The organism is Rhodococcus sp. DMU1 (assembly GCF_012272955.1).
GTDB classification, from domain to species: Bacteria; Actinomycetota; Actinomycetes; order Mycobacteriales; family Mycobacteriaceae; genus Rhodococcus; species Rhodococcus aetherivorans.
In genome coordinates this window covers 1,106,367-1,130,746 of record NZ_CP050952.1, presented here as the reverse complement: position 1 = coordinate 1,130,746, position 24,380 = coordinate 1,106,367, and the positions used below count along the sequence as shown (strand labels likewise).

18 protein-coding genes are annotated in these 24,380 nt (G+C 72.7%); 10 read left to right on the top strand and 8 right to left on the bottom strand.

The genetic code is table 11. The annotated features are described in order from the left end of the window. Window positions 1–115 precede the first annotated feature (115 nt). Window positions 116–7,858, bottom strand: a complete 7,743-nt coding sequence (locus HFP48_RS05355) for a non-ribosomal peptide synthetase (protein ID WP_168579166.1) — start codon at window positions 7,856–7,858, stop codon at window positions 116–118. Window positions 7,859–8,033: 175 nt separating this feature from the next. On the opposite strand from HFP48_RS05355, the gene HFP48_RS05350 reads away from it, so the two are divergent. Genes HFP48_RS05350 through HFP48_RS05335 form a run of 4 tightly spaced genes read left to right on the top strand, consistent with a single transcriptional unit; the run spans window position 8,034 to window position 12,379 of the window. Next, window positions 8,034–9,251 carry an isochorismate synthase gene (locus tag HFP48_RS05350; protein WP_206530700.1) on the top strand — a complete coding sequence of 406 codons (1,218 nt, stop codon included), beginning with the start codon at window positions 8,034–8,036 and terminating at the stop codon, window positions 9,249–9,251. Continuing rightward, window positions 9,248–10,018, top strand: a complete 771-nt coding sequence (locus tag HFP48_RS05345; protein WP_029541311.1) for a 2,3-dihydro-2,3-dihydroxybenzoate dehydrogenase — start codon at window positions 9,248–9,250, stop codon at window positions 10,016–10,018. Before HFP48_RS05350 ends, HFP48_RS05345 begins: the two co-directional genes overlap by 4 nt. 20 nt (window positions 10,019–10,038) lie before the next feature. Continuing rightward, the gene (locus HFP48_RS05340; RefSeq protein WP_029541308.1) at window positions 10,039–11,688 is read left to right on the top strand and encodes a (2,3-dihydroxybenzoyl)adenylate synthase; all 1,650 of its coding nucleotides are present in this window, start codon (window positions 10,039–10,041) and stop codon (window positions 11,686–11,688) included. A 37-nt stretch (window positions 11,689–11,725) separates the two neighbouring features. Further along, window positions 11,726–12,379, top strand: a complete 654-nt coding sequence (locus HFP48_RS05335; RefSeq protein ID WP_029541306.1) for an isochorismatase family protein — start codon at window positions 11,726–11,728, stop codon at window positions 12,377–12,379. Between the two features lie 17 nt (window positions 12,380–12,396). On the opposite strand, the gene HFP48_RS05330 is transcribed toward HFP48_RS05335, so the two are convergent. Then, window positions 12,397–14,232, bottom strand: coding sequence for an ABC transporter ATP-binding protein (locus tag HFP48_RS05330; protein WP_029541303.1), 1,836 nt, complete (start codon window positions 14,230–14,232; stop codon window positions 12,397–12,399). A 76-nt stretch (window positions 14,233–14,308) separates the two neighbouring features. Between HFP48_RS05330 and HFP48_RS05325 the strand changes: the two genes are divergently transcribed. The 4 genes from HFP48_RS05325 (at window position 14,309) to HFP48_RS05310 (ending at window position 16,555) form a co-directional block, all read left to right on the top strand. Beyond that, the gene (locus HFP48_RS05325) at window positions 14,309–14,746 is read left to right on the top strand and encodes a winged helix DNA-binding protein (RefSeq protein ID WP_168579165.1); all 438 of its coding nucleotides are present in this window, start codon (window positions 14,309–14,311) and stop codon (window positions 14,744–14,746) included. 158 nt (window positions 14,747–14,904) lie between these two features. Continuing rightward, window positions 14,905–15,633, top strand: a complete 729-nt coding sequence (locus HFP48_RS05320; protein ID WP_006931896.1) for a 2OG-Fe(II) oxygenase — start codon at window positions 14,905–14,907, stop codon at window positions 15,631–15,633. Next, window positions 15,630–15,890, top strand: coding sequence for an Ada metal-binding domain-containing protein (locus HFP48_RS05315; protein WP_006931895.1), 261 nt, complete (start codon window positions 15,630–15,632; stop codon window positions 15,888–15,890). The genes HFP48_RS05320 and HFP48_RS05315 overlap by 4 nt, the downstream gene beginning before the upstream one ends. Then, the gene (locus HFP48_RS05310) at window positions 15,887–16,555 is read left to right on the top strand and encodes an alpha-ketoglutarate-dependent dioxygenase AlkB (RefSeq protein ID WP_006931893.1); all 669 of its coding nucleotides are present in this window, start codon (window positions 15,887–15,889) and stop codon (window positions 16,553–16,555) included. Before HFP48_RS05315 ends, HFP48_RS05310 begins: the two co-directional genes overlap by 4 nt. Before the next feature lie 24 nt (window positions 16,556–16,579). Here the strand turns inward: HFP48_RS05310 and HFP48_RS05305 are convergent, their stop codons facing one another. Genes HFP48_RS05305 through HFP48_RS05290 form a run of 4 tightly spaced genes read right to left on the bottom strand, consistent with a single transcriptional unit; the run spans window position 16,580 to window position 20,019 of the window. Beyond that, window positions 16,580–16,972 (bottom strand): universal stress protein, encoded by a 393-nt coding sequence (locus HFP48_RS05305; protein ID WP_029541295.1) that lies wholly within the window; start codon window positions 16,970–16,972, stop codon window positions 16,580–16,582. After that, window positions 16,969–18,507 carry a tripartite tricarboxylate transporter permease gene (locus HFP48_RS05300; protein ID WP_168579164.1) on the bottom strand — a complete coding sequence of 513 codons (1,539 nt, stop codon included), beginning with the start codon at window positions 18,505–18,507 and terminating at the stop codon, window positions 16,969–16,971. The genes HFP48_RS05305 and HFP48_RS05300 overlap by 4 nt, the downstream gene beginning before the upstream one ends. A 1-nt stretch (window position 18,508) precedes the next feature. Continuing rightward, complete coding sequence (locus HFP48_RS05295) at window positions 18,509–19,033, bottom strand: tripartite tricarboxylate transporter TctB family protein (RefSeq protein WP_006931888.1); 525 nt, start codon at window positions 19,031–19,033, stop codon at window positions 18,509–18,511. Further along, window positions 19,030–20,019 carry a tripartite tricarboxylate transporter substrate-binding protein gene (locus HFP48_RS05290; RefSeq protein ID WP_006931886.1) on the bottom strand — a complete coding sequence of 330 codons (990 nt, stop codon included), beginning with the start codon at window positions 20,017–20,019 and terminating at the stop codon, window positions 19,030–19,032. The genes HFP48_RS05295 and HFP48_RS05290 overlap by 4 nt, the downstream gene beginning before the upstream one ends. Window positions 20,020–20,086: 67 nt before the next feature. Between HFP48_RS05290 and HFP48_RS05285 the strand changes: the two genes are divergently transcribed. Together HFP48_RS05285 and HFP48_RS05280 are read left to right on the top strand one after the other, a co-directional pair. Beyond that, window positions 20,087–21,712 carry an ATP-binding protein gene (locus tag HFP48_RS05285; protein ID WP_168579163.1) on the top strand — a complete coding sequence of 542 codons (1,626 nt, stop codon included), beginning with the start codon at window positions 20,087–20,089 and terminating at the stop codon, window positions 21,710–21,712. Window positions 21,713–21,714: 2 nt separating this feature from the next. Next, the gene (locus HFP48_RS05280) at window positions 21,715–22,422 is read left to right on the top strand and encodes a response regulator (protein WP_029541286.1); all 708 of its coding nucleotides are present in this window, start codon (window positions 21,715–21,717) and stop codon (window positions 22,420–22,422) included. On the opposite strand, the gene HFP48_RS05275 is transcribed toward HFP48_RS05280, so the two are convergent. Then, window positions 22,401–23,534, bottom strand: a complete 1,134-nt coding sequence (locus HFP48_RS05275; RefSeq protein WP_168579162.1) for an MSMEG_0565 family glycosyltransferase — start codon at window positions 23,532–23,534, stop codon at window positions 22,401–22,403. The two genes, HFP48_RS05280 and HFP48_RS05275, sit on opposite strands and share 22 nt — an antisense overlap. After that, entirely contained in the window at window positions 23,531–24,379 is an 849-nt protein-coding gene (locus HFP48_RS05270; protein ID WP_006931879.1) for a carbon-nitrogen hydrolase family protein, read from the bottom strand. The genes HFP48_RS05275 and HFP48_RS05270 overlap by 4 nt, the downstream gene beginning before the upstream one ends. Window position 24,380 lies beyond the last annotated feature (1 nt).

Sequence of the window (24,380 nt, the reverse complement as noted above, 5' to 3'; positions counted from 1 at the left end):
GACGCCCCAGGAAGGACGGTGTCCTGTCCGTCCCGATCGAAGAACACGTCGTTACTCCGCTGCCGACGGTCCGCATCGATGATGCGGCGCACCTCCGGGCCCAGCGCAGAGGCACTCACCCGAATTCCAGGGCGAAATCGTCGATTTCGGACTGGTCGAGGTCGCTCAGCGTCAGATCGGAGGGAGTGAAGCCACCGGCGTCGTCACGCGCGGCGTGGTCGGCGAGCGCACACAGCGCCGCGACCCAGCCGTGCGCCAACTCGGCGACGACGGACGCCGGCACGACCCCGGTGGCGTAACCCCACGTCGCGCGGAGTACCGGTCCGGCCGGCGTCTCCTCGGTGACGGCGCCGACCTCGATCGCGTGGCTCACCGGCATCGCCTCGTCGGTGGTGCCGCCGAGCACGCCGGCCTCCGGAGCGGCCGTCCACGGTCCGCCGTCCCCCTCGCCGAGGGTCAGCCGGCCGAGATAGTTGAACCCGATCTCCGGTGCCGGTGCGGCCCCGAGTTCGGTCCCGGACTCGGGATCGAGATGGCGGAGCATGCCGAACCCGATTCCGTTGTCCGGGATCTCCCGCAACTGCTCCTTGACGAGCTTGAGCGCCACCCCGGCGCAGTCGCCGCCGGCGAACGCCTCGGCGAGATCCACCCCGGAGACGTCGAGGCGGACCGGATACAGGCTGGTGAACCAGCCGACGGTGCGGGACAGGTCGGCGCCGGGCACCACCTGCTCCTCGCGTCCGTGCCCCTCCCGGTCCACCGGGACCGCCCCACCGCCGCACACCCGGCCCACCGTCAGCGCCAGCGCGGTGAGCAGCACGTCGTCGACGCCGGCGCGGAAGCGCTCCGGCACCGTCGTCAGCAGCGCCTCGGTCACCGACGCCGGGACCTGCACCTGCACCCGCGAAACCGTCGCCATCGTGTCGCGCGCGGGATCCACCCGCCGCCCCGCGATCCGCACGCATCCGGCCGGTTCGAGGGCACGGCGCCACAACCCCAGTTCGCCGCGCCGCGCCGGAACCTGGTCGAGCAGCCCCCGCGCCCAGGTCCGCAGCGGCGTTCCCCCGCCGGCCGGTTCGGTGCCCTCGCACGCGACGGCCAGGTCCGGGACCAGGATCCGCCACGAGACCCCGTCGATCACCAGATGATGCACCACCACCAGGATCCGGCCCGGACGCCCTGGGCCGGCGTCGAAGAAGACCACCCGCATCATGTCACCGGTCTCGGGATCCAGGGCGGCACAGGCGACGTCGGTCTCCTCGGACAGCACCGTCGAGCGGGACCGCTCGTCGAGTCCCCGGACGTCCACCCGCGTGACGAGCGTGGCCGGATCGACGGCGTCCGCGGCACGGACGTCGAATGTCCTTGCCGCCGGATCGAACACGGCGCGCAGGGCGTCGTGCACCGCGAGCACCCGGCCCACCGCCCCGACCAGGGTGCCGAGGTCGAGCCCGACGGGCGCGTGCAGGAGGCGGGACTGGGCGAATCCCCGGTAGGGGCCGCCGCGGTCGAGGAGGTCGTGCACGATCGGGGTCGCCGGGACGAGACCCAGGGCGGCGGTGCGTTCCGTCTCGTCCGGTGCCGTGTCGACCTGCACGATGCGGGCCAGGCCCGCCGGGGTGCGGTGCTCGAAGACGTCGCGGGCGGCGAAGCGCAGTCCCGCCGCCCGGGCTCTCGACACGAGCTGGATCGAGACGATGGAATCACCTCCGAGGGAGAAGAAGTCGTCGTCGGGTCCGATCGTGTCCAGGCGCAGCACCTCCGCCACCACCGCGCACAGGCGCCGCTCGAGGTCGTTCGCCGGGGCCCGGGACGCCCCGGCGGGCGCGAAGACCGGGGCGGGCAGCGCCCGCCGGTCGACCTTACCGTTGGGGGTGACCGGGAACTCGTCGAGCACCACGATCGCGGCCGGCACCATGTGCTCGGGCAGACTACGGGACACGTGCTGCCGCAACACTTCCGGATCTGCTCCGGCGCCGGTGACGTACCCGACGAGCCGGCGGCGGCCCGGCTCGTCCTCCCGGGCCACGACCACGCAGCCCGCGACCGCCGGGTGCGCCGACAACGCGGCCTCGATCTCGCCGAGCTCGATGCGGAACCCGCGGATCTTGACCTGATCGTCGCTGCGGCCGAGGTACTCGAGCACCGGACGGTCGCCGCCCGCGTCGATCCACCGCACCCGATCTCCGGTGCGGTAGAGCCGGGCGCCCGCAGCGCCGAACGGATCGGCCACGTAGCGGGCCGCACTCGGCCCGGGGCGGTTCAGGTAGCCGCGGGTGACGCCGGGCCCGCCGACGTACAGCTCTCCGGCCACGCCCGCCGCGACGAGGCGCAGACGGTCGTCGAGCACGTACACCCGGGCGCCGTCGATCGGCGCCCCGATGTGCGGGCGCGCCCCGCGGATCTCGGCGACCGTGGCGTCGACCGTGCATTCGGTGGGGCCGTACATGTTCAGCGCCCGTACCCCGTCGAGCGCGCCGAGCGCCGACCACAGGTCCGCGGACACGGCCTCGCCGCCGACGGCGAGCAGGCTGGGACGGTGCGGCGCCGCGGGCTCGCACAGGCCGGCGGCGAGCAGTTCGGTCATGAGCAGCGGTACGCAGTCGACGGCGTCGATGCGGTGGGTGCGCACGTAGGCGACGGTGGCGGCGGCGTCGGCGAGCAGGTCGGCGTCCGGCAGGTACAGGGTGTGCCCGGCGAGCATAGACAGCAGCGGGTCGATCGAGGAGTCGAACGACAGCGCGTAGGTCAGCAGCACCCGCAGCGGCCGGTCCTCCGCGCGGCCGACGGTCCGACGCCGCTGGGTCGCGACCAGGTTCACGACGCCGCGGTGCGGCACCACGACGCCCTTGGGGAGCCCGGTCGAGCCGGAGGTGTAGACGACATAGGCGGCCCCGTCGCCGGAGACTGCGCCGAGATGCTCGCCCGGCTCGAGCGGGGTGTCCGGGAGCGTGGGGTCCACCGCGGCGAGCGCGGCCTCGTCGAGGACGAGGACGGGCCTCGAGTCGGCGAGCATGTGTTCGATGCGCTCGGCCGGGTACCCGGGATCGATCGGGACGTAGGCGCCGCCGGCCTGCCACACCGCGAGGGCCGCGACGATCGCGTCGGTGCCGCGCGGCAGCATCAGCCCGACCACCGTCTCGGGTCCCACGCCGCGGCGGATCAGGTGCCGCGCGAGCCGACTGGTACGGGCGTGCAGTTCCCCGAAGGTGAGCGTCCCGGTGGCGGTGACCAGCGCGGTCGCGGTCGGGGTGCGCCGCGCCTGGCGGGTGAACAGCTCACCCAGGGTATCCACGCCGACGTCTTCGACGTCGTCCATACATACGTACGGGCTGCCGGAGCAGAGACGGTCGCGCTCGTCGTCGGCGAGCAGGTCGAGCGCGGACAGCCGGGTCCGCGGATCCCTCGGGAGCGCCGCGAAGGCGCGCACCACGCGGGCGGCGAGCGCGTCGGCGGTGGCCGCGTCGAACAGGTCCCGCGCGTACTCCACCCGCACCCGCAGGCCGTCGCCCGCGTCCTCGACCACGTCGAAGGTCAGGTCGAACAGGGCGGCGCCGGTGTCGACGGTGGACACCCGCGGTTCCAGGCCGGCGAAGGCGTCGACGACCGGCGGGGTGCGGTGCTGCACGAGCACCTGGAACAGCGGGTGCCGGCCGGCGCTGCGGGAGGGGTTCAGGGCCTCGACGAGCCGGTCGAACGGCAGGTCCTGGTTCGCGTAGGCGTCGAGGTCGGTGCTGCGGATCCGGGCGAGCAGTTCGGCGAGCGTGGGATCGCCGGACAGGTCCGTCCGCAGAACCACCATGTTGACGAAGAACCCGACGAGGTCGTCCAGTTCGGCGGCGGGGCGGCCCGCGGTGGGCGAGCCGATCGGGATGTCCTCCCCCGCGCCGCTGCGCGCGAGGGCGACGGCGACGGCGGTGTGCACGAGCATGAACATCGTGGCGCCCGCACCGCGCGCGACGGCCCGCAGCGCATCGGCCACGTGCGGCGGTACCAGCCGTTCGACCGTGCCGCCCGCGAACGTGGCCGTCGCGCCGCGGGGCCGGTCGGTGGGCAGGTCGAGTTCCTCCGGCATCCCGTCGAGCCGGGCGCGCCAGTAGTCGAGCTGGCGGGCGGCGAGTCCGTCGCCGTCGCCGAGGATCTCGCGGTGCCACACCGCGAAGTCGGCGTACTGCACCGGCAGCGGCGCCGGCGTCCAGGAACTCCCGGCGGCCGCGGCGGCGTAGGCCGCGCCGAGCTCGCGCAGCAGGATCGGGGCGGACAACTCGTCGGCGGCGACGTGGTGCACGAGCACCAGCAGCACGGCCTCCGCGGATCCGCCCTCGAAAAGCATCACCATGATCGGGATCTCGCGTTCGAGGTCGAACACGTGCCGCGCCGCGGCCGCCACCGCCGCGTCCAGGTCGGCCCCCGCGACGGTGCGGGCGGTGAACGGCACGCCGGGTGCGGCGAGCACGCGTTGCATGCCGACGCCGTCGTGGTCCTCGAGCACGGTGCGCAGGACCTCGTGCCGGTCCAGCACCGCGCGCACCGCTTCGTGCAGCGCCGCCGGATCGGGGACGCCGCGCAGGCGCAGCGTCAGCGGGACGTTGTAGGTCGGGCTCGGGCCCTCGAGCCGGAACTGGAACCACAGCCGCTGCTGCCCCGCCGACAGCGGTGCACGGTCGCCGCGTTCGACCGGGCGCAGCGGGATCCGCAGGGCCGCGGCATCGTCGGGGCACTGCGCGGCGAGCCCCTCGACGGTCGGGTGGTCGAAGACGGTGCGGATCGGCAGTTCCACGCCGAGCGCGTCGCGGACCTTCGCGATCAGCTTGGCCGCCGCGAGGGAGTGACCGCCGAGGAGGAAGAAGTCGTCGTCGACGCCGACGGTGTCGAGGCCCAGGACGTCCGCGAACACCGCGCACAGCACGCGTTCGCGTTCGGTGGCGGCCGCGCGGCCGCCGACGAGGGCCCCGAAGTCCGGTTCCGGCAGCGACGTGCGGTCCACCTTCCCGTTGGAGGTGAGCGGCAGCGCGTCGAGGAACACGAACGCCGACGGCACCATGTGCGCCGGCAGCCGCCGCGCCACGAGCTCGCGGGCCGTCGCGGGGTCACCGTCGCCGCCCACCAGGTAGGCGACGAGCCGCGCGGTGCCGGTCGCGTCGGGACGCGCCACGGCGATGGCCCGCGCGACGCCGGGCAGCTCCTGCAGCGCCGCCTCGACCTCGCCGAGTTCGACGCGGAAGCCGCGGATCTTGACCTGGTCGTCCCGGCGGCCGCGGTAGACGAGGTGGCCGTCCGCGGTCCACCGCACCACGTCGCCGGTGCGGTACATGCGGCTTTCGCTGTCGCCGAACGGGTTCGCCACGAACCGCGCCGCGGTCGCGCCGGGCGCGCCGAGGTAGCCGCGCACCACGCCGGGGCCGGCGACGTACAGTTCGCCGTCCACGCCCTCCGGGACCGGGTTCAGCGCGGCGTCGAGCACGTAGGCGCGCAGGTTCGCCACCGGCCGGCCGATCACGGGTTCCGCCGCGTCCCCCACCTCGGCGACGAGGACGTCGACGGTGCCCTCCGTGGGGCCGTAGAAGTTGAACGCGGCGCCGTCGCGCTCACGCAGACGCTGCCACAGGGCGTCGGTGACGGCGTCGCCGCCGAAGCCGAGCGTCGGCACGGTACCGGCGGGCAGCAGGTCGGCCTCGACGATCTGCTCGAGTTGCGCGGGCGACAGTTCGACGAAGTGCCAGCCCTCGCTGCCGGCGAGTTCGGCGAGCCGGTGCGGGTCCCGCTGGGTGGCCTCGTCGACGATGCGCAGCTCGTGTCCGTCGAGCAGCCACAGATGCGGGCCCCACGAGGCGTCGAACGCGAACGACCAGGCATGCCCGACCCGCAGGCGGTCGCGGCCGGCCTCGGCGCGGGCACGGGAGAAGACGCGCTCGCGGTGGCTGTGGAACAGGTTGACGGCGCCGCGGTGCGGGACCTCCACGCCCTTGGGCCGGCCGGTCGAACCGGAGGTGTGGATGACGTAGGCGACGTCGAGCTCGTGCAGCGGGCGGCCGCGTTCGGCGCGGGTCAGCGGCTCGGCGTCGTAGCCGGACAGGTCCAGCCCGTCGAGGTTCACCGGATCGGGCAGGCCCGCGGTGCAGGAGATCTCGGCGATACGTGCGGCGCCGTCGCCGCCGGTGAGCACGACACCGGGTACGGTCTCGGCGAGCACGTGGGCGAGCCGCTCGGCGGGATGGTCGGGGTCCAGCGGAACGCACGTGGCGCCGGCCTCGAGGACGGCGAACAGCGCAACCAGCGTGTCGGCGCGGCGCGGCAACGCGACGGCGACGCGCCGCTGTGGGCCGAGCCCGCGGCTCAGGAGGTGACGGGCGAGGCGGCGCGAGCGCGCGGCCAGTTCGCCGAAGGTCAGGGCGGTGGCGGCATCGCGCACCGCGGGTGCGTCCGGGTCACGGGCCACCTGCGCGGCCAGCAGGTCCGGCAGCGTGAGGTCCGTCGGCACCGGCAGGTCGTCGCCGCTGCGCTCGACGAGGAGGCGGCGGCGCTCGCCGGCGCCGAGGATCTGCAGCCGGGCCAGCGGCCGGTGCGGATCGGCGAGCGCGGCGATTTGGGTGAGGAGCAGTTCGAGACGGCGTGCGTGCCGCGCGAGGTCGTCGGCGGTGTAGGCGTCGGCATCCGCGTCCACCCAGACCTCGAGGCCGCCGGTGTGGTCGAGCGGCCGCACGGTCACCATGAAGTCCTGCAGCGGGCCCCGGGCCACGGAGTGCACCGCGGCGTGCAGGTCCGCGAAGCGCAGCCGGTCGCCGAACGGTTTGACGTTGACGGACGGTCCGACGACGCCCCGGGAGCCCGCGGGCAGGCGCAGGTCGTTCTGGATGTCCTCCCCGCGGTAGCGGTGGTGCGGGCGGCAGTCCGCCACGGCGGCACGCACCTCGGCGACGAGATCGGCGAGAGTGCGGGCGGGTTCGGGACGCAGGCGCAGCGGCACGACGTTGACCGCGGACATCGGCACGGTCGTCGCGGCGCTGCCGAGCCGGTTCATCACCGGGAATCCCACGATCACGTCGCCGCGTCCCGTCGCGGCGCGCAGGAACGCGGCGACGGCGGCGGTGACGACGTCGCCCCAGCTCGCGCCGGTGGCCTTGCCGATCCGCGAGAGCCCTTGCTGCTGTACGGCGGTCAGGGTCAGGCGCACGCCGCGGCAGCGGACGGCGATGCCGCCGGGACCGTCGGCGAGGGTCACGGCGTCCTCGGCGCCGTCGAGGTAGCCGGCCCAGAAGTCCCGGTCGGCGGCGAAGTCCGCGGACGCGCGGTAGGCGGCTTCCTCGGCGACGACGGGGGCGAGTGGGGCGAACCTGGCCGGTGGGACCGGCAGCCCGAGCACGTCGGCGGTGTAGCGTTCGGCGATGCGCCGGGTGAGCAGGCCGAAGCCGTAGGCATCGATCACCAGGTGGTGGATGCACAGGTAGAGGACGGCGTGCCGGTCGCCGAGGCGGAGCACGGCGGCGCGCAGGCACGGCTCGCGGGCGGGATCCAGCACGCGCGTGTGGTCGCCGGCCATCCAGCGCCGGGCGGCCGCCTCCGGGTCGGGCTCGCGGCGCAGATCGACGACGGCGGGCTCCGGCGCCTCGTGCGCGCCGGGACGGATGAGGACCGATCCGTCGGCCTCCACGGCGAAGGCCGCGGTGAGCACCTCGGCTTCGGCGACGGCCTCCCGGACCGCCCGCGTCACCGCGGCGACGTCGACGTCGCCGCGGAGTTCGACGCATTCCGCGGTGTTGAAGACGGGGTTCGCGGGGTCGAGCTGCTGGGCGAACCATACGCCGGACTGGGCCCGCGTCAGCGGAAATGCCGAGGTCGACGGGCCGGACGTGGGCACGATCGATCCCCTTTCTACGGTCGAATTCGACTGTGCCGTATCGCATCACGAGAGGTGAAGCCGGTCCGGCGCGAAACGTGACGATACCAAAGGTTAGGCTAACCGTATATGTTCTGCTGGGTCGGGTGCACGGCACCGCGACCGTCCCTGTCACCACTACGAGAGGTCTGCGCACATGCAAGCACCGGCCGTCGCCGCGCCCGGCACCGCCGCCCCGCGGCAGATCGGCACCGCCGCCCCGCGGCAGATCGGCACCGCCGCCCCGCGGCAGATCGGCACCGCCGCCCCGCGGCAGATCGGGTCCGCCGCCCCGTTCGTGCTGTCGCGTCCGCACGGCACCGTCGTGGCGGAGGGCGTCGACGCCCGGTTCGCCTCGGCCGGCGAGGCCGCGGCAGCGCTGCGCGCCGGCTCGGTGGCCGCCGTCGTCGGCGCGCTGCCGTTCGCACCCGACCACCACGCCGCCCTCACCGCTCCCGTCGCGCTGCGACACCAGCCGGACCCCGTCGGGGACGTCACCGTCGCGCTGCCGCCGGTGCGGATCGCCGCGACGCTGCCCACCGAGGACGAACACCTCGACCGGGTGGCCACGGCGCTGCGGCAACTGCGCGACCCGGCCGACGACCTGGCGAAGGTGGTGCTGGCCCGCGCGCTGCTCCTGCGGGCGGACGCACCCGTCGACCCGGCGTCGCTGCTCGCCCGCCTGGCCGGAAACGACCCCTCCGGCAACGGATTCGTCGTCGACCTCACCGCCGCCGGGGGACCGTGGACCGGCCGACACCTCGTCGGGGCCAGTCCCGAGGTGCTCGTCCGGCGCCGCGGCGACCTCGTCACGTGTCATCCGCTCGCCGGTTCGGCGCCCCGGCACCCGGACCCCGAGGTCGACCGGCGCACCGGCCGGCGCCTCGTCGCGTCGGAGAAGAACCTCGCCGAGCACGCCCACGTCGTCGACGCCCTGCGTGCGAGCCTCGAACCGCTGTGCACCGACCTCGACATCCCCGGGTCGCCGACCCTGACGAGCACCCGGCAGCTCTGGCACCTGGGCACCCCGATCTCGGGCCGGTTGCGGGACCGGTCGGTCACCGCCCTCGACCTCGCCCTCGCCGTGCATCCGACCCCCGCGATCTGCGGCACGCCGACCGCCCCCGCCCGGGCGCTGATCCAGGAACTGGAGGGTGACCGCGGTTTCTACGCCGGCGCCGTCGGCTGGGCCGACCGGGACGGCGACGGCGAATGGATGGTGACGATCCGCTGCGCCGTCCTCGACGCCGACGGCACCACGCTCACGACCCACGCGGGCGGCGGCATCGTCGCCGGGTCGGATCCGCTCGACGAACTCGCGGAGACCACAACGAAGTTCGGCACGGTGCTCGAGGCGCTGGGGGTGCGGCGGTGAGCCGGTCCGTCACCCTCGTCGTCGGCGCCGCCCAGGGCATCGGCCGCGCCACCGCCCTGACCCTCGCGAAGGCCGGGCACCGCGTCGTCCTCGCCGACCGCGATGTCGACGGCCTCGCCGAGACCGCCGCGCTGCTCGACGTGGCCGCCCCCGTGCACGGTCTCGACGTGTGCGACGCGGCCGGCGTCGCCGAGGCGGTCGCACGAGTGGAGGCCGAGCACGGGCCGGTCGACGCGCTGGCCCACGTCGCGGGCGTCTTCACCACCGGGTCGGTGCTCGACTCCGATCCCGCCGAGTGGCAGCGGATGTTCGACGTCAACGTCACCGGCCTGATCAACGTGCTGCGCGTCGTCGGTCGCGGGATGCGCGAGCGTCGCCGCGGGGCGATCGTCACGGTCGGCTCCAATTCGGCGGGTGTGCCCCGCGCCGGAATGGGCGCATACGGCGCGTCGAAGTCCGCCGCCCACATGATCGTTCGTGTGCTCGGCCTCGAGCTGGCCCGGTTCGGGGTCCGCGCCAACGTCGTCGCCCCGGGCTCCACGGACACGGCGATGCAACGGTCCCTGTGGCCGGATCCGGCCGACGACGCGGGCGCCCGCACCGCGATCGACGGCGACGCCGCCTCGTTCAAGGTGGGGATTCCGCTGGGCCGCATCGCCGACCCTGCCGACATCGCCGACGCCGTCGAGTTCCTGCTCTCCGACCGTGCCCGCCACATCACCATGCAGACCCTGTACGTCGACGGCGGCGCCACGCTGCGCGCCTGAACCGGATCGAAAGGAACTCCGTGACGATCGCCGCCACCCGGACTCCCCTGGCTGCCACCGCCGGCTACCCCCAGGAGTTCGCGGAACTCTACCGCGCCGCGGGCTACTGGACGGACGAGACGTTCGTCCGGTTCCTGTCCGTGCGGGCCGACCGCCACGGCGAGCGCGTCGCCGTGGTCGGCCGTGACGCCCGCGGCACCGAACGCCGCCTCACCTACCGCGAACTCACCGGCGCCGCGGACCGGATCGCCACCGGGCTCGCGGCCGCGGGCGTCCGGCCGGGCGACCGGGTGCTGGTGCAGCTGCCCAACATCGTCGAGTACACCGAGGTGGTCTTCGCGGTGTTCCGGCTCGGTGCGCTGCCGGTGTTCGCGCTGCCCGCGCACCGCAGCGCCGAGATCGGGTACTTCTGCCGGTTCACCGACGCCGCCGCGTACGTGATCGCCGGCGAGCACGGCGGATTCGACTACCGCGGCCTGGCCCGGCAGGTGTGCACGAACCTCGACCGTCCGCCGGTCGTGGTCGTCGCCGGCGACGCCCGGGAGTTCACCCCGCTCGACGCGCTGCGCGAGCACGAGCCGGGCGAATTCGCCGATGTCGAAGCGGAATCCGTCGCCTTCCTGCAGCTCTCGGGCGGCACCACCGGAACCCCGAAGCTGATCCCGCGCACCCACACCGACTACCTGTACTCGGTGCGCGAGTCGGCCCGCATCTGCGGCGTCGACGCCGGCACCCGGATGCTGGTGGTACTGCCGGCGGCGCACAACTTCCCGATGAGCTCACCCGGGATCCTCGGGGTCCTGCACGCCGGCGGCACGATCGTGCTGGCGCCGGACCCGAGCCCCGACACCGCCTTCGCGCTGATCGAGCGCGAGCGGGTCACCATGGCGTCGCTCGTGCCCCCGCTCGCACTGGCGTGGCTGTCGGCGCGGCCCCGTATCGACCGGGACCTGTCGTCGCTGCAGGTCCTGCAGGTGGGGGGCGCGAAGTTCGGCGCCGAGGCGGCCGCGCGCGTGACGCCCGAACTCGGCTGCACCCTGCAGCAGGTGTTCGGGATGGCCGAGGGCCTGGTCAACTACACCCGGCTCGACGACCCCGAGGCCACCATCGTCGGCACCCAGGGCCGGCCCATCAGCCCGCACGACGAGATCCGGGTGGTCGACGACGCCGACCGTCCCGTCGCCCCGGGCGCGACGGGCCACCTGCTCACCCGCGGTCCCTACACGATCCGCGGCTACTACGACGCGCCCGGGCACAACGCGTCGGCGTTCACCGCCGACGGGTTCTACCGCACCGGTGACCTCGTGCGGCTGACCGAGGACGGCTACGTCGTCGTCGAGGGCCGCGCGAAGGACCAGATCAACCGGGGCGGCGAGAAGATCGCCGCCGAGGAGGTGGAGAACCACCTGCTCGCCCACCCCGGGGTCCTGGACGCCGCGGTGGTGGCCGTGCCCGACGCCTACCTCGGGGAGCGCACGTGTGTGTTCGTCGTCGCCGACGGCGAGGCCCCGAAGGCCCCGGCGCTGAGGACCTTCCTGCGCGAGCGGGGCCTGGCCGCGTACAAGATCCCCGACAAGGTGGTCTTCGTCGACACCTTCCCCCGCACCGGTGTGGGCAAGACCAGCCGCGCCGGACTGCGTCGCGCGCTCGCCGCCACCCTGCAGCACTGATCCCGACTCCGCTCGACCACAGAAAGCGAATCCTGCGATGGCCCTGCCGAAGTCCGTGTCCTATCCCCTGCCGACCGACCTGCCCGCCAACACCGTCGACTGGACCATCGACCCGGGGCGGGCGGTACTGCTCGTGCACGACATGCAGGAGTACTTCGTGCGGGCCTTCGACCGCGCGGCGGATCCGCTGGCGACGGTGGTCCCGAACATCGACGCGATCCGGCGGTCGGCGTACGAGGCGGGCATTCCCGTCGTCTACACCGCCCAGCCCGGCGACCAGGATCCGGCCGAGCGGGCGCTGCTCACCGATTTCTGGGGTCCCGGCCTGGCCGACGATCCGGCCCTGACGTCCGTCGTCGCCGACCTCGCGCCGCGCGAGGACGACGTGCAGCTCACCAAGTGGCGCTACAGCGCGTTCATCCGCACCGACCTGCGGGAGCGGATGCGCGCGTGGGGCCGGGACCAGCTCGTCGTCACCGGCGTCTACGCCCACATCGGGTGCCTGAGCACCGCGCTGGACGGATTCATGCAGGACGTGCAGGTCTTCGTCGTCGCGGACGGCGTCGCGGACTTCTCCCGGCGCGAGCACACCGAGGCGCTGCACTACCTCGCGGCGCGGTGCGCCGCCGTGGTGCCGGCGGCGGACGCGGTGCGGCGCCTGCGCACCCGCGTCCTCTCGGTGTCCGGCTGATCCGCGGGGAGCGCCGCTTACACGCCGACTTCCTGCGGTTCCGTGCGGGCCGCGAGCGCGGCGTATCTGCCGCCGCGGGCGAGCAGTTCGTCGTGGCTGCCCTGCTCCACGATGCGGCCGCGGTCGAGGACGACGATCGTGTCGGCGTCGCGGATCGTCGAGAGGCGGTGCGCGACGGTGAGGGTCGTGCGGCCGCGGCGGGCCGCGTCCAGGGCCTGCTGCACCGCGCGTTCGGTCTCGTTGTCGAGCGCGCTCGTCGCCTCGTCGAGCACCAGGATGCGCGGGTCGCGCAGCAGGGTGCGGGCGATGGCGAGGCGCTGCTTCTCGCCGCCGGAGAAGCGGTGTCCGCGCGCCCCGACGACGGTGTCGTAGCCGTCCGGCAACGAGGACAGGAGCTCGTGGATGTGCGCGGCGCGGGCGGCCTGCTCGATCTCGGCGTCCGTCGCGTCGGGCTTGGCGTGGCGCAGGTTCTCCCGGACCGTGGCGTGCAGCAGGTACGTCTCCTGGGAGACGACCCCGACCAGGCTCGCGATGTCGGCGAGCGGAAGGTCGCGCACGTCGACGCCGTCGATCGTCACCCGCCCCGACGTGGGGTCGTACAGCCGCGCGACGAGCGACCCGAGAGTCGTCTTTCCCGAACCTGTTTCGCCGACGAGAGCGACGTGTGAGCCGGCGGGCACGTCGAGGGTGATGCCGGCCAGCGCGTCCCGGTCGGCGCCGTCGTAGCGGAAGCGGACGTCGTCGAACCGCACGGCGCCGGCGATCCGGTCGAGGTCGAGCCGCACCGGGTTCGCGGGTTCGCCGATCTCGACGGTCAGGTCGAGGTATTCGAAGATGCGGCTGAACAGCGCCAGCGAACCGGTGACCGACACGCCCACGTCGAGCAGGCTCATCAGCGGCCGGAACAGGGTGGCCTGCAGGCCGGTGAAGGCGACGAGGGTGCCGATGGTCATCCCTCCCGACGTCGCGGGCAGGCCGGCGACGAGGTAGAGCAGGGCGGGGATGGCGGCGAAGACGATGTTCATCGTGGCCATGCGCCAGCGACCGGACAGCTGGGAACGGACCTCGAGGTCGGCCAGTTCGGTGGAGGTGCGGGCGAAGCGTGTCGACATGGCCGGGCCGGTGCCGAGGGTCTTACCGAGCAGGACGCCGCTGAGCGAGAGACTCTCCTCGATCTGGGTCTGCATGTCGGCGAGGCGACGCTGGCGCACGGCGGTGATCTCGCGGCGCATCAGGGCGACTTTGCGGGTGAGCCAGATCGCCGGCGGCAGCACCAGCAGGGACAGCAGCGACAGCCGCCAGCTGAGCACCGCCATCGCGACGGCCGTGCCGACGACGGTGGTGACGTTGGCGGCGATCGAGGTGGCGGTGGAGGTGACGACGTTCTGCATGCCGCCGATGTCGTTGGTCAGGCGTGACTGGATCTCCCCGCCGCGGGTGCGGGTGAAGAAGCCGAGGGACTGCCGTTGCAGGTGGTCGAACACGCGGGTGCGCAGGTCGTGCATGACGTGCTGGCCCACCGTGGTGGAGATCCACGTCTGCACCACCCCGAGGATCGAGGCGACGACGGTGACGGCGAGCATCGCGCCGACGGCGCCGAGCAGCAACGGCACGTCCTGGTCGGGAATCGCGTGGTCGATGAGGGTGCGGACGAGGAACGGGTTGGCGAGCGTGATCACCGACGACACCACGATGAGCACGACGACGAGCGCGACCTGCCAGCGGTAGGGCGCGAAGAGCGCGCCGATGCGGCGCACGCTCACGGGGGATTCCTCGAGCTGGGCGCGGTCGCGCGGGTCGGGCTTGGCGTGCCGCATCGGTCCCGGCCCGCCGCCGGGCGGAGGCTGCATCATGCCCATCACCTCCTTCGTGAGGCACGAAACGTACTTGTTGAGGTTGCCTCACTAAGAGGCAGCCGTCAAGTGAGGTATGATCCGCATCATGTCCGACTCCCCCACCGACCCGGCGCTGCGCGACCTGCTGATGACGGCCACCCGCACGCTGCGACGCCGCTGGCACGCCACCCTCGTCCCGTGGGAACTGTCCCCGCACGAGCACCGCGCGCTGCACGTCGTCGGCCACTCCGCTCAGCCGCTGCGCCTCGGCGACGTCGCCAAGGCGCTGCGCATCGCGCCGCGATCGGCCACCGAGGTGATCGACCGGCTCGAGGCCCGGGGCCTGACCCGTCGCGTCGCCGACCCCGCCGACCGTCGCGCCGTGTGCGTCCACCTCACCGACGAGGGCCGTCGCATCGCCGCCGAACTCGACGCGGCCCGCGACACCGAGGCCACCGAGTTCTTCGCCCACCTCGACGGCCCCGAGCGCACCGAACTGGCCCGCCTCCTCACCAAGCTCGCCGACGGGTGACTCCCGCGACGAGGGGGAGGTTGTTGTGGCAACGTGCGAGTGGCGTGCCCGACAACCGCCCCCTCGGCGCGACAACCTCCCGCTCGGATCTCACGTTCCCCGCCCGACGGACGTCTACCGGGTGGGCCGGGTGGGACAGCCCGGGCGGAGGAGGAACCATGACCACCGGGAACCGGACCGACTCGCTCACCGCGCGGGTCGATGCTCAGGACTGGCCGGCGCTCGTCGCCGAACTCGACGCGGCGGGGTGCGCGCAGACCGGGCCGCTGCTCACCGCGGACGAGTGCGCGCGCGTCGCCGCGATGTGGGACGACGACCGCCGCTTCCGCAGCACGATCGACATGGAACGGCACCGCTTCGGCAAGGGCACCTACCGCTACTTCGGCGACCCCGTACCCGAGGGCATCACCCGGTTGCGCGCGGCGTTCTACCACCGGTTGCTGCCCGTCGCACGGGACTGGGCGCAGCGGCTCGGCGACCCGGCGCCCTGGCCCGACGACTTCGGCGACTGGCTCGACGCCTGCCACGCCGCCGGACAGGCCAGGCCGACGCCCATCCTGCTGCGCTACACGACCGGCGACTGGAACGCCCTGCACCGCGACCTCTACGGCGACCTGGTGTTCCCGCTGCAGGTGGTGATCGGCCTCGACCGGCCCGGCCACGACCACCTCGGCGGCGAGTTCCTCCTCGTCGAGCAACGCGCCCGCGCACAGTCCCGCGGCACCGTCACCGTGCTGCAGCAGGGTCACGGGCTGATCTTCACCACCCGCGACCGGCCCACCCCCTCCGCGCGCGGCTGGACCCGCTCCCCCGTCCGGCACGGGGTCAGCACCGTCCGCGCCGGCGTCCGCCGCACCCTCGGCCTCGTCCTGCACGACGCCCGATGACCGGCTACACGCTGCTCGGCGCGGACGGCCGTCCCTACCGCAGCCCGATCCCCGGGTCCGTCGGTGGGCACCGGCGCGGCCGGATCTACGGTCGCCTCGACTGCCGCGCGGCGCTGCGGGCGATCGCCCGCGGCGGGTACGTCCGGGACCGGGTCTTCTTCGCCGACGAATCCGATGCCGTCGCAGCCGGATACCGCCCGTGCGCGGTGTGCCTTCCGGGGCGCTACCGGGAATGGCAGACGAGGCGGCACCCGTGAGCGACGCCCTGTTCCCCGTGCCGCGCGCCCGCGTCGAGATCGCCCCGGGCGCCGTGCACGTGCCCGGCTGGCTCGACGTCGACGAGCAACGCCGCCTCGTCGCCGCCTGCCGGGACTGGGCGCGCGGGCCCGTGCCGATCCGTCACACCGCCCTGCCTGGCGGGGGCCGGATGTCGGTGCAGACCGTCTGCCTCGGGTGGCACTGGTCGCCGTACCGTTACACCCGCACCGCGGTGGACGTGAACGACGCTCCCGTCGCCCCTTTCCCGGACCGGCTGGGCGACCTCGGGCGGCGTGCCCTCGTCGCCGCGTACGACGACCCGCACGCCGGCGACGATTACACTCCCGACACCGCGCTGATCAACTTCTACGACGGCGACGCCCGCATGGGCATGCATCAGGACAAGGACGAACGCAGCGACGCCCCCATCGTGTCGCTCAGCATCGGCGACGCGTGCACCTTCCGGTTCGGCAACACCGAGAGCCGCGGCCGGCCCCACCGCGACGTCCGGCTCGAATCCGGCGACCTGTTCGTGTTCGGCGGTCCGTCGCGGTTCGCGTATCACGGTGTGCCCAAAGTCTTTCCCGGCACGGCCGACCCCGCGTCGGGGATGACGCGGGGCCGGCTCAACCTCACGATGCGGGTCACCGGGCTCGGCGGGTGAGCTACCCCGGAGCGGCGAGGAGCCTCACCCCTCCTCGGGCTTGACCGCCAGCACCGGTTTGCGGCAGGACAGCAGCAGCCGCTGGGCGGTACTGCCGAGAAGCAACTTGCCGACGGGTGTGCGGTCGCGGACCCCGATCACCAGCAGTTGCGCCTCGTCGGGCTCCATGGCGTCCAGGATCACGTCGACGGTCTCGTCGCCGACCGTCTGCCTGATCTCGTGCTCGACGCCGCTTCCGGACAACTTCTCCTCCAGCGCCTCGAGCTGTGCCCGGGCGGCGAACGACCGGTCGGCGAGGGCATCGCCCCTGGAGGTGTTGATCACGAGCAGTGAGGTGCCGCGCAACCGGGCCTCGGCGATGCCGTGGTCGACGGCGGCTCCGCCGTACCGGTCCGGGGTGAATCCGACGACGATCATGCGTGGGCCTTCTCTCGGGTCTCGCTGGAGTCGTCACCGGGGGTGCCGGCCGGAATCACGGCAGGCCGTCGCGAGTGGACGAACCGGGCGGCGAGCGGCGCGACGAGCAGCAGTGCGACGACGATGGCGACGGGTTCGGTGACGAGACTGCCCCAGTCGCCGCCCCCGAGCTGCAAGCTCTGGCGGAGTTGGCGTTCGATGCGCGGCCCGAGGATCACCCCGATGATCAACGGCAGGACCGGAAGACCGAACCGGCGCATCATGAGCCCGAGCAGGCCGAACGTCAGCAGCAGGGCGAGGTCGAGCCACTGCAGGTTGACGGCGAACGCGCCGAGCGCGGCGAAGAACAGGATGCCGGCGTACAGATACGGCCGGGGCGTGCGGAGCAGCTTGGCCCACAGCGGGGCGAGGGGAAGGTTGAGGACGAGCAGGAGGAAGTTGCCGATGAACAGGCTCGCGATCAGCGTCCAGATCAGCAGCGGTTCCTTCTCGAACAGCGTCGGCCCGGGCTGGATTCCGTACGACACGAAGGCGGTCAGCATCACCGCGGCGGTCGCATTGGTCGGCAGGCCCAGCGACAGCATCGGCACGAGGGTGCCCGCCGCGGAGGCGTTGTTCGCCGCCTCCGGTCCCGCGACGCCTTCGATGGCGCCCTTGCCGAACTCGTCCTTGTGCTTCGACAGCTTCTTCTCGGTGATGTACGAGAGGAAGGTCGGCAGCTCGGCACCACCCGCCGGCAGCGCGCCGAACGGGAATCCGTATGCGGTGCCGCGCAACCACGGCTTCCACGACCGCTTCCAGTCGCTGCGGCCCATCCACGGACGGCCGACCGGGATGACCTCGGCGGGGCGGCGGCGCAGGTGCGCGGCCACCCACAGCGCCTCACCGACCGCGAACACCGCGACCGCGACGACGACGATGTCGATGCCGTCGGACAGCTGCGGAATGCCGAAGGTGGCGCGGGGCTGCCCGGTGAGGAAGTCGATTCCGACCAGTCCGATCGCGAGGCCCAGGAACAGCGAGATGCAGCCCCGGAGCTTGGAACTGCCGAGGACGGCGGTGACGGCGACCAGCGCGAGCAGCATGATCGCCAGATACGACGGCGCACCGAGAGTCACGGCGAAGCGCGACACCGCGGGAGCGAAGAGCACCAGCAGCATCGTGCCGATCGATCCGGCGACGAACGAGCCGATGGCGGCGGTGGCGAGGGCCTGCGCCGCGCGCCCGGCTCTCGCCATCCGGTTGCCCTCGATCGCGGTGATCACGGAGGACGACTCCCCCGGGGTGTTGAGCAGGATCGAGGTCGTCGACCCGCCGTACATTCCGCCGTAGTAGATGCCGGCGAACATGATGAACGCGGCGCTCGGGCTCACGTTGTAGGTGACGGGCAGCAGCAGCGCCACCGTCATCGCGGGCCCGATGCCCGGCAGCACTCCGACCGCGGTCCCCAGCAGGACACCGAGACACGCGTAGAGCAGGTTCATCGGGGTCGCCGCCTGCTCGAACCCCTGCAGCAGCCAGGTCAATGTGTCCATGTCACAGAATTCCGTCCAGAATGCCTGCGGGCAGCGGTATTCCGAGCCCGACGTAGAATGCGTAGAAGCTGCCGAACCCGAGGACCGCCCCGATCACGAGACTGCGCACGTAGTGCCTGTTTCCCAGGACCGTCGCGGCGCCGGCGAACAACAGGGTTCCGGTGATCGCCCACCCCAGCGGGCCGACGAGGGCGATCGTCGCGACGAACAACGCGACCAGCAGCCCGACCGTGCGCCAGTCCCCGGGCGACGACAGGTCCACGTCCTCTCCGCCGTCCTCCTCGCCGGTCGATCCCCACAGGATCGCCGCTGCGAGCGCCACCGCGCAGACGACGAGTCCGGTGCCGACGACCATCGGGAACAGCCGAGGCCCCACCGGGTCGACCTTGACGAAACCCGCTGTCAGAGTGAGCGCGTCGACGATCAGGAAGACTCCCACCGCCACGAGCACACCGCAGACGACGAACTGGGCCGGATCCTTCATCCGGCGGGCCGGCGTCGCATCGGCCGCTGCCCGCGTACTCATGCGAGCCCCAGCTCGGACAGCGTGGACGAAACCCGCTCGTCCTGCTCTTCGAGGAACCGCTCGAACTCCGGTCCGGTCGCGAACGCGTCGCTCCACCCGTTCTTCACCAGAGCCTCCTTCCATGCCGGGGTGTCGTGCAACTTCGCGAGCGCCTCCACCATTGCCGCCTTGGCCTCGTCCGAAATTCCGGGCGGCGCAAGGATTCCGCGCCAGTTGGTGAAGGTCAGATCGATGCCCGCCTCACGGAGCGTCGGTGCGTCGATGCCGGGAACGCGCTCGTTGCCCGACACCGCGAGGACCCGGACCTGGCCCGCCTCGATCTGGTCGACGTACTCGCCGAGCCCCGACGTGCCCGCGGTGATCTTCTCGCCGAGCAGCGCGGTCAGCAGATCACCGCCGCCGTCGTAGGACACGAAGTTCACTGCCTTCGGATCCACTCCCACCGCACGTGCCGTCTCCATCGGGAACAGGTGGTCGGGACCTCCGGGTGACGATCCACCGCCGATCGTGATCGCCGACGGGTCGGCGCGCCACGCGGCGACGAAGTCGTCGACGGTGCGCAACGGCGAGTCCGCGGGGACGAGAATGCCCTCCTGCTCCTCGACCATCCTGGCCAGGGCCGTGGCGTCGGACACCCGGGCCGTCGAGCCGTTCGTGTAGCCGGCGCCGACCACCCCGAGGCCCATCATCATCATGAGGTCGTCGTTGCCCGCCTCGTTCATGAGCCGGGCCATCGCCACCGTTCCGCCTGCGCCGATGACGTTGAAGACCTCCACGCGGCCGGTGATGCCGTCGTCCTCCATGATCTTCACCGCCGTCCGGGCGGTGAGGTCGTAGCCTCCGCCGGGGCTGTTGGGAACCATCATCCGCACCCGGTGCAGACCCTCGTCCTCGCCGCGGGTGACGCCGCATCCGGCAACGAGAATCCCCGCGAGCACGAGCAGTAGGACCGCACGTACGCGGCCTCCGCCGGCTGTCCTGGACATCGTTCCTTCTTTCGCCGAAAAATGTGACCTTCGGCAATACTGAACCCGTCAGTGAGTCACGTCACTCTTGAGTACGAAACGGAACTTGAGTTCATTGTGGTCACCACGTCCCCTCCGTATCCGCAGCCTCGCCGGGCAGGTTCTGCTCCTTCAGCTCGCCGTCGTGGCGGTGGTGCTGCTGGCGGTCGCCGCGGTGTCGGTGCACCAGTCGACCGTCGGATTCCGCGACCTGCAGGGTCAGCGGATGATCGCGGTCGCCGAGAACGTGGCCTCGACGCCCGTGGTGCGGGAACTGCTGTCCGCACCGTCCGCCGGCACGGTTCTCGCGCCCGAAGTGGACCGCGCCGTGAACCTGTCCGGGGCGACGCTCGCCGAGATCGTGACCGCCGACGGCACGGTCCTCGTGTCGTCGGACCCGACCCGGCTCGGCGCGGCTGCGGAACTCGGGGCCAGCGACGTGGCAAGCGGCCGGGCCTGGTCCGGTGACGTGGTCGTCGACGGCCGTCGGGCCATCGCGGGACACGTCCCGATCCTGTCGCCGGCCGGGTCCGTGCTCGCGATCGTGGCGGTGAGCGACGACTACCCGTCCCTGTGGGACCTCCTCAGCAGCGCCGGAGCCCGGTTGCTGCTGTATCTCGGCATCGGCGCCGGGCTCGGGCTCCTCGGCTCGTGGCTGTTGTCGCGACGGATCAAGACCCACACCCGGGGGCTCGAGATCGCCGAGATCGCCAACCTCGCCGACCACCGCGAGGCGCTGCTGCACAACATCCGCGAGGGCGTGGTGGCGGTGAACACCGAGGGCGTCATCACCGTTCTCAACGACAGCGCACAGGAGCTGCTCGACCTCACCGCGGACGCCGTCGGCCGCCGCGTCGACGACGTCGACCTCGAACCCGCGGTCCGTCAGTACCTGCTCAGCGGGGACGACAGCGGCGACGTCGTGCTGTCGACGGCGTCCCGGGTGCTGGCGCTCAGTCGCCGGACCGCGACGAGCCGGGGACAGCGGATCGGCACCGTCACCACGATGCGCGACAGCACCGAGCTGGCGTCGCTGCAGAGCCAGCTGTCGTCGCACAAGAGTGTCACCGACACCCTCCGGGCCCAGACCCACGAATTCGCCAATCAGCTCCACACCATCTCGGGGCTCACCCAACTCGGCGACTACGACGCCGTCACCGACTTCGTCGGAACTCTCACCAGGCGCCGAGCGGAAATCAGTGACGCTGTGACGCAGCGTATTTCCGACCCCGCCGTGGCCGCCCTGCTCATCGCGAAGACATCGCTCGCCGCGGAGACCGGAGTGACCCTGGTCCTCGAGCCCGATTCGCGCCTGCGGGCCCTCGACCCCGAACTCGCCACCGACGTCATCACCGTCCTCGGCAATCTCGTCGACAACGCCGTCGACGTGTCGCAGGGCGAGCGGGACGCGCGGATCTCCGTCCGCATCACCGACTCCGACGGCATCACGGTCGAGGTCGCCGATTCGGGTCCCGGCGTGCCCGATTCCCTGCGGGAGGAGATCTTCGCCCGGGGCGTCACGTCCAAACCCGACACGCCCGGGGGACGCGGGGTCGGACTGGCGCTGGTGCGACTGGTCAGCGCCCAGCACGGCGGATCGGCTACCGTCTCCGATGCCCCGGTCACCGGCGGCGCCTTGTTCACCGTCCACATCCCGCGCAGTAAGGATGGCTGACCATGCACGACCGTCCAGGATCGGACGAGGCGGCGACGCACAAGGTCGTCGTCGTGGACGACGACTTCATGGTCGCGGAGATCCACCGTCGATTCGTGGACCGGACAAAGGGATTCACCACGGTCGCGGTGGCACACAGCGGCGCGGAGGCGCTCGACGCCGCGCGGACCACCGCACCCGACCTCCTCCTGCTCGACGTCTACCTGCCCGACATGTCGGGACTCGACGTCCTTCAGCGGCTGCGCGCCGAGGGCGACGCCGTCGCCGTCATCATGATCACCGCCGCCCGGGAGATCGACACCGTCGGTCGCGCCCTGCACGGCGGAGCGACCGACTACCTGGTCAAGCCGTTCGAGTACGCGCAGCTCCGGGAGAAGCTCGAGCACTTCCGGCGCCGAGCGCACGAGCTCGCGACCCAGACGAGCGCCGACCAGACGTTCATCGACTCCCTGTTCGGTGCCGGCGGCAAGGCCGCCGAACCCGTACGGCTGCCGAAGGGACTGAGCGCCGAAACCGGCCGGCTGATCCTCGACACGGTCCGCGCCCGCGGCGAACTGTCCGCCACCGAGTGCGCGGAGCTGGCCGGGTTGTCGCGGGTGAGCGTGCGCCGCTACCTCGAGCACTACCTGGACGCAGGCCTGCTCGAACTGCGTCTCGAATACGGCGGCACCGGCCGACCGGTCCGCCGCTACCGGCCCGCCGGGCACTGACCCCGGGCCGCATCCCGGGAGTGTTCCGCGGGTTGCAGGTGCACGACGGAGCGGTAGAACGCGAGGTGCGCGGCCGCCGCGTCGTCCCAGGTGTGGGCCGCGGCGAGCGCCCGCCCCCGGTGTGTCCGCGCGGCGTCGGGCGGCTCGGTGAGGGCGCCGGCCATCCCCCGGTGCGTCGACGCGAACCGGACGGTGTCGCCGAACACCTCGCGCAGCACCGGCAGATCCCGCGCCACCACGGGCACTCCGGCGGCCAGGGCCTCCATCGCGGCGAGCCCGAAGCCCTCCTTCGTGGACAGGAACGCGAACACCGACGCCTGCGCGACCAACGCCGGCAGCGCGTCCTCGGCCACCGTCCCCAGGATCGTCGGATCCACGCCCAGTTCCGCGCAGCGACGGTCGAATTCGGCTCGGTACGGCCGGTAGTCGAACAACGTCTCGCCGCCGGCGAACACCAGCCGCATCCCGGGCCGCTCACGGCGCAGCAGGGCGAACGCCTCCACCAGATCGATGCTGCCCTTGCGGGGCTCGATGCCACCGACGGCCAGCACGTACTCCCCCAGCTGCGCCCGCCACCGGGCCCGCGCCGCCCTGTCGTGCTCGGCGCGCGAGAAGCGGTGCGCGTCGACGCCGTTGGCGATGACCGTGGGCGTGAAACCCCAGCCCGCGCGGACCTCCTCGGCGACCGCACGCGAGACGCAGATCCGCGCATACGGTTCGGCGACGGCCCGTTCGTGACAGGCGGCGAGCTGCTGCGTGGTGAACCGGTCGAGGTGGTGGATCGTGCGGATGCACCGGTTTCCGACGGCGTTGGCGCTGATGCAGTCCTGCGCGTGCACCACGTCGTACCTGCCGGGGGTGAACGCCGCGCCGAGCGCGGCGATCGAACGCACGATGCGCTCCCCGACCCCCTCCCCCTCCACCCCGGCGAACGGGACGACGCGCACCCGCACGGCCGGGTCGACGGCGCGGAAGAACCCGTCGTCGCCGCCGCGCCCGAGCGTCCACACGGCGACGTCGTGGCCCGTCCGGGCCAGGGCCTCGGCAAGATTGAGGGTGTGGACGACACCGCCGCGCGGCTTGGTGGAGTACGTGAGCAGAGCGATCCTCACCCGATGTCCCCCTTCTCGTCGAGCAGTCCCCGATAGGTGTCCACGCGCCGCTCGGCCAGGTGGTGCAGCACCCGGCGGGCCCGTTCCACCTCGACCTCGACGTCGATGTCGACGACGGCGAGCCCGCCTTTGGTGCCCGTGCGGGCGAGCACCTCGCCACCCGGGCCGACGATCTTCGCCTGCCCGAGGAAGCGCATGCCGCCCTGCATCCCGGTCTGATTGGACGAGACGAGCACGACCTGGTTCTCGGCGGCGCGGGCCGCGTCGTACAGGTCGAACAGCCGGGACTGCCGGTCCTGCGGCAGCCGGGCCGCCCGGTCGGTGACGCTCGCGGGCCACGCCGACAGCGCGGCGACGATCCGTGCGCCGTCCAGCGCCAGCGTGCGGGCGGACTCGGGGAACGTCTTGTCGTAGTCGATCAGCATCCCCATGCGGCCCACCGGGGTGTCGAACGCCTCGAACCGGTCGCCCGGCGCGTAGGCGAGGAATTCCCCGGCCGGCTGGTGCACCTTGCGATGGGTGCCGAGAATCCCGTCGCCGGTGACGCAGGCGGCGGCGTTGTACCGCAGATCCCCGTCCCGTTCGGTGTAGCCGACGCACACGGTCATCTCGCCCGCCATCCGGGCGAGCGCGTCGAGTTCGGGTCCGTCCCGCCACAGTGCGGGCGGCAGATCGTCCGGGTCGGGCCGGCGCAGGTCCGAGATGTACCCGCCGAGGCACGCGTCGGGCAGCACCAGCAACTCGATGCGGTCCCGTCGCGCGGACTCGATCAGGGTCTCCAGTTTGAGCAGGGCCCGCGGCACGTCGCGTCCGAAGTGACCGGCCAGGGCGGCGATGCGCGTCATG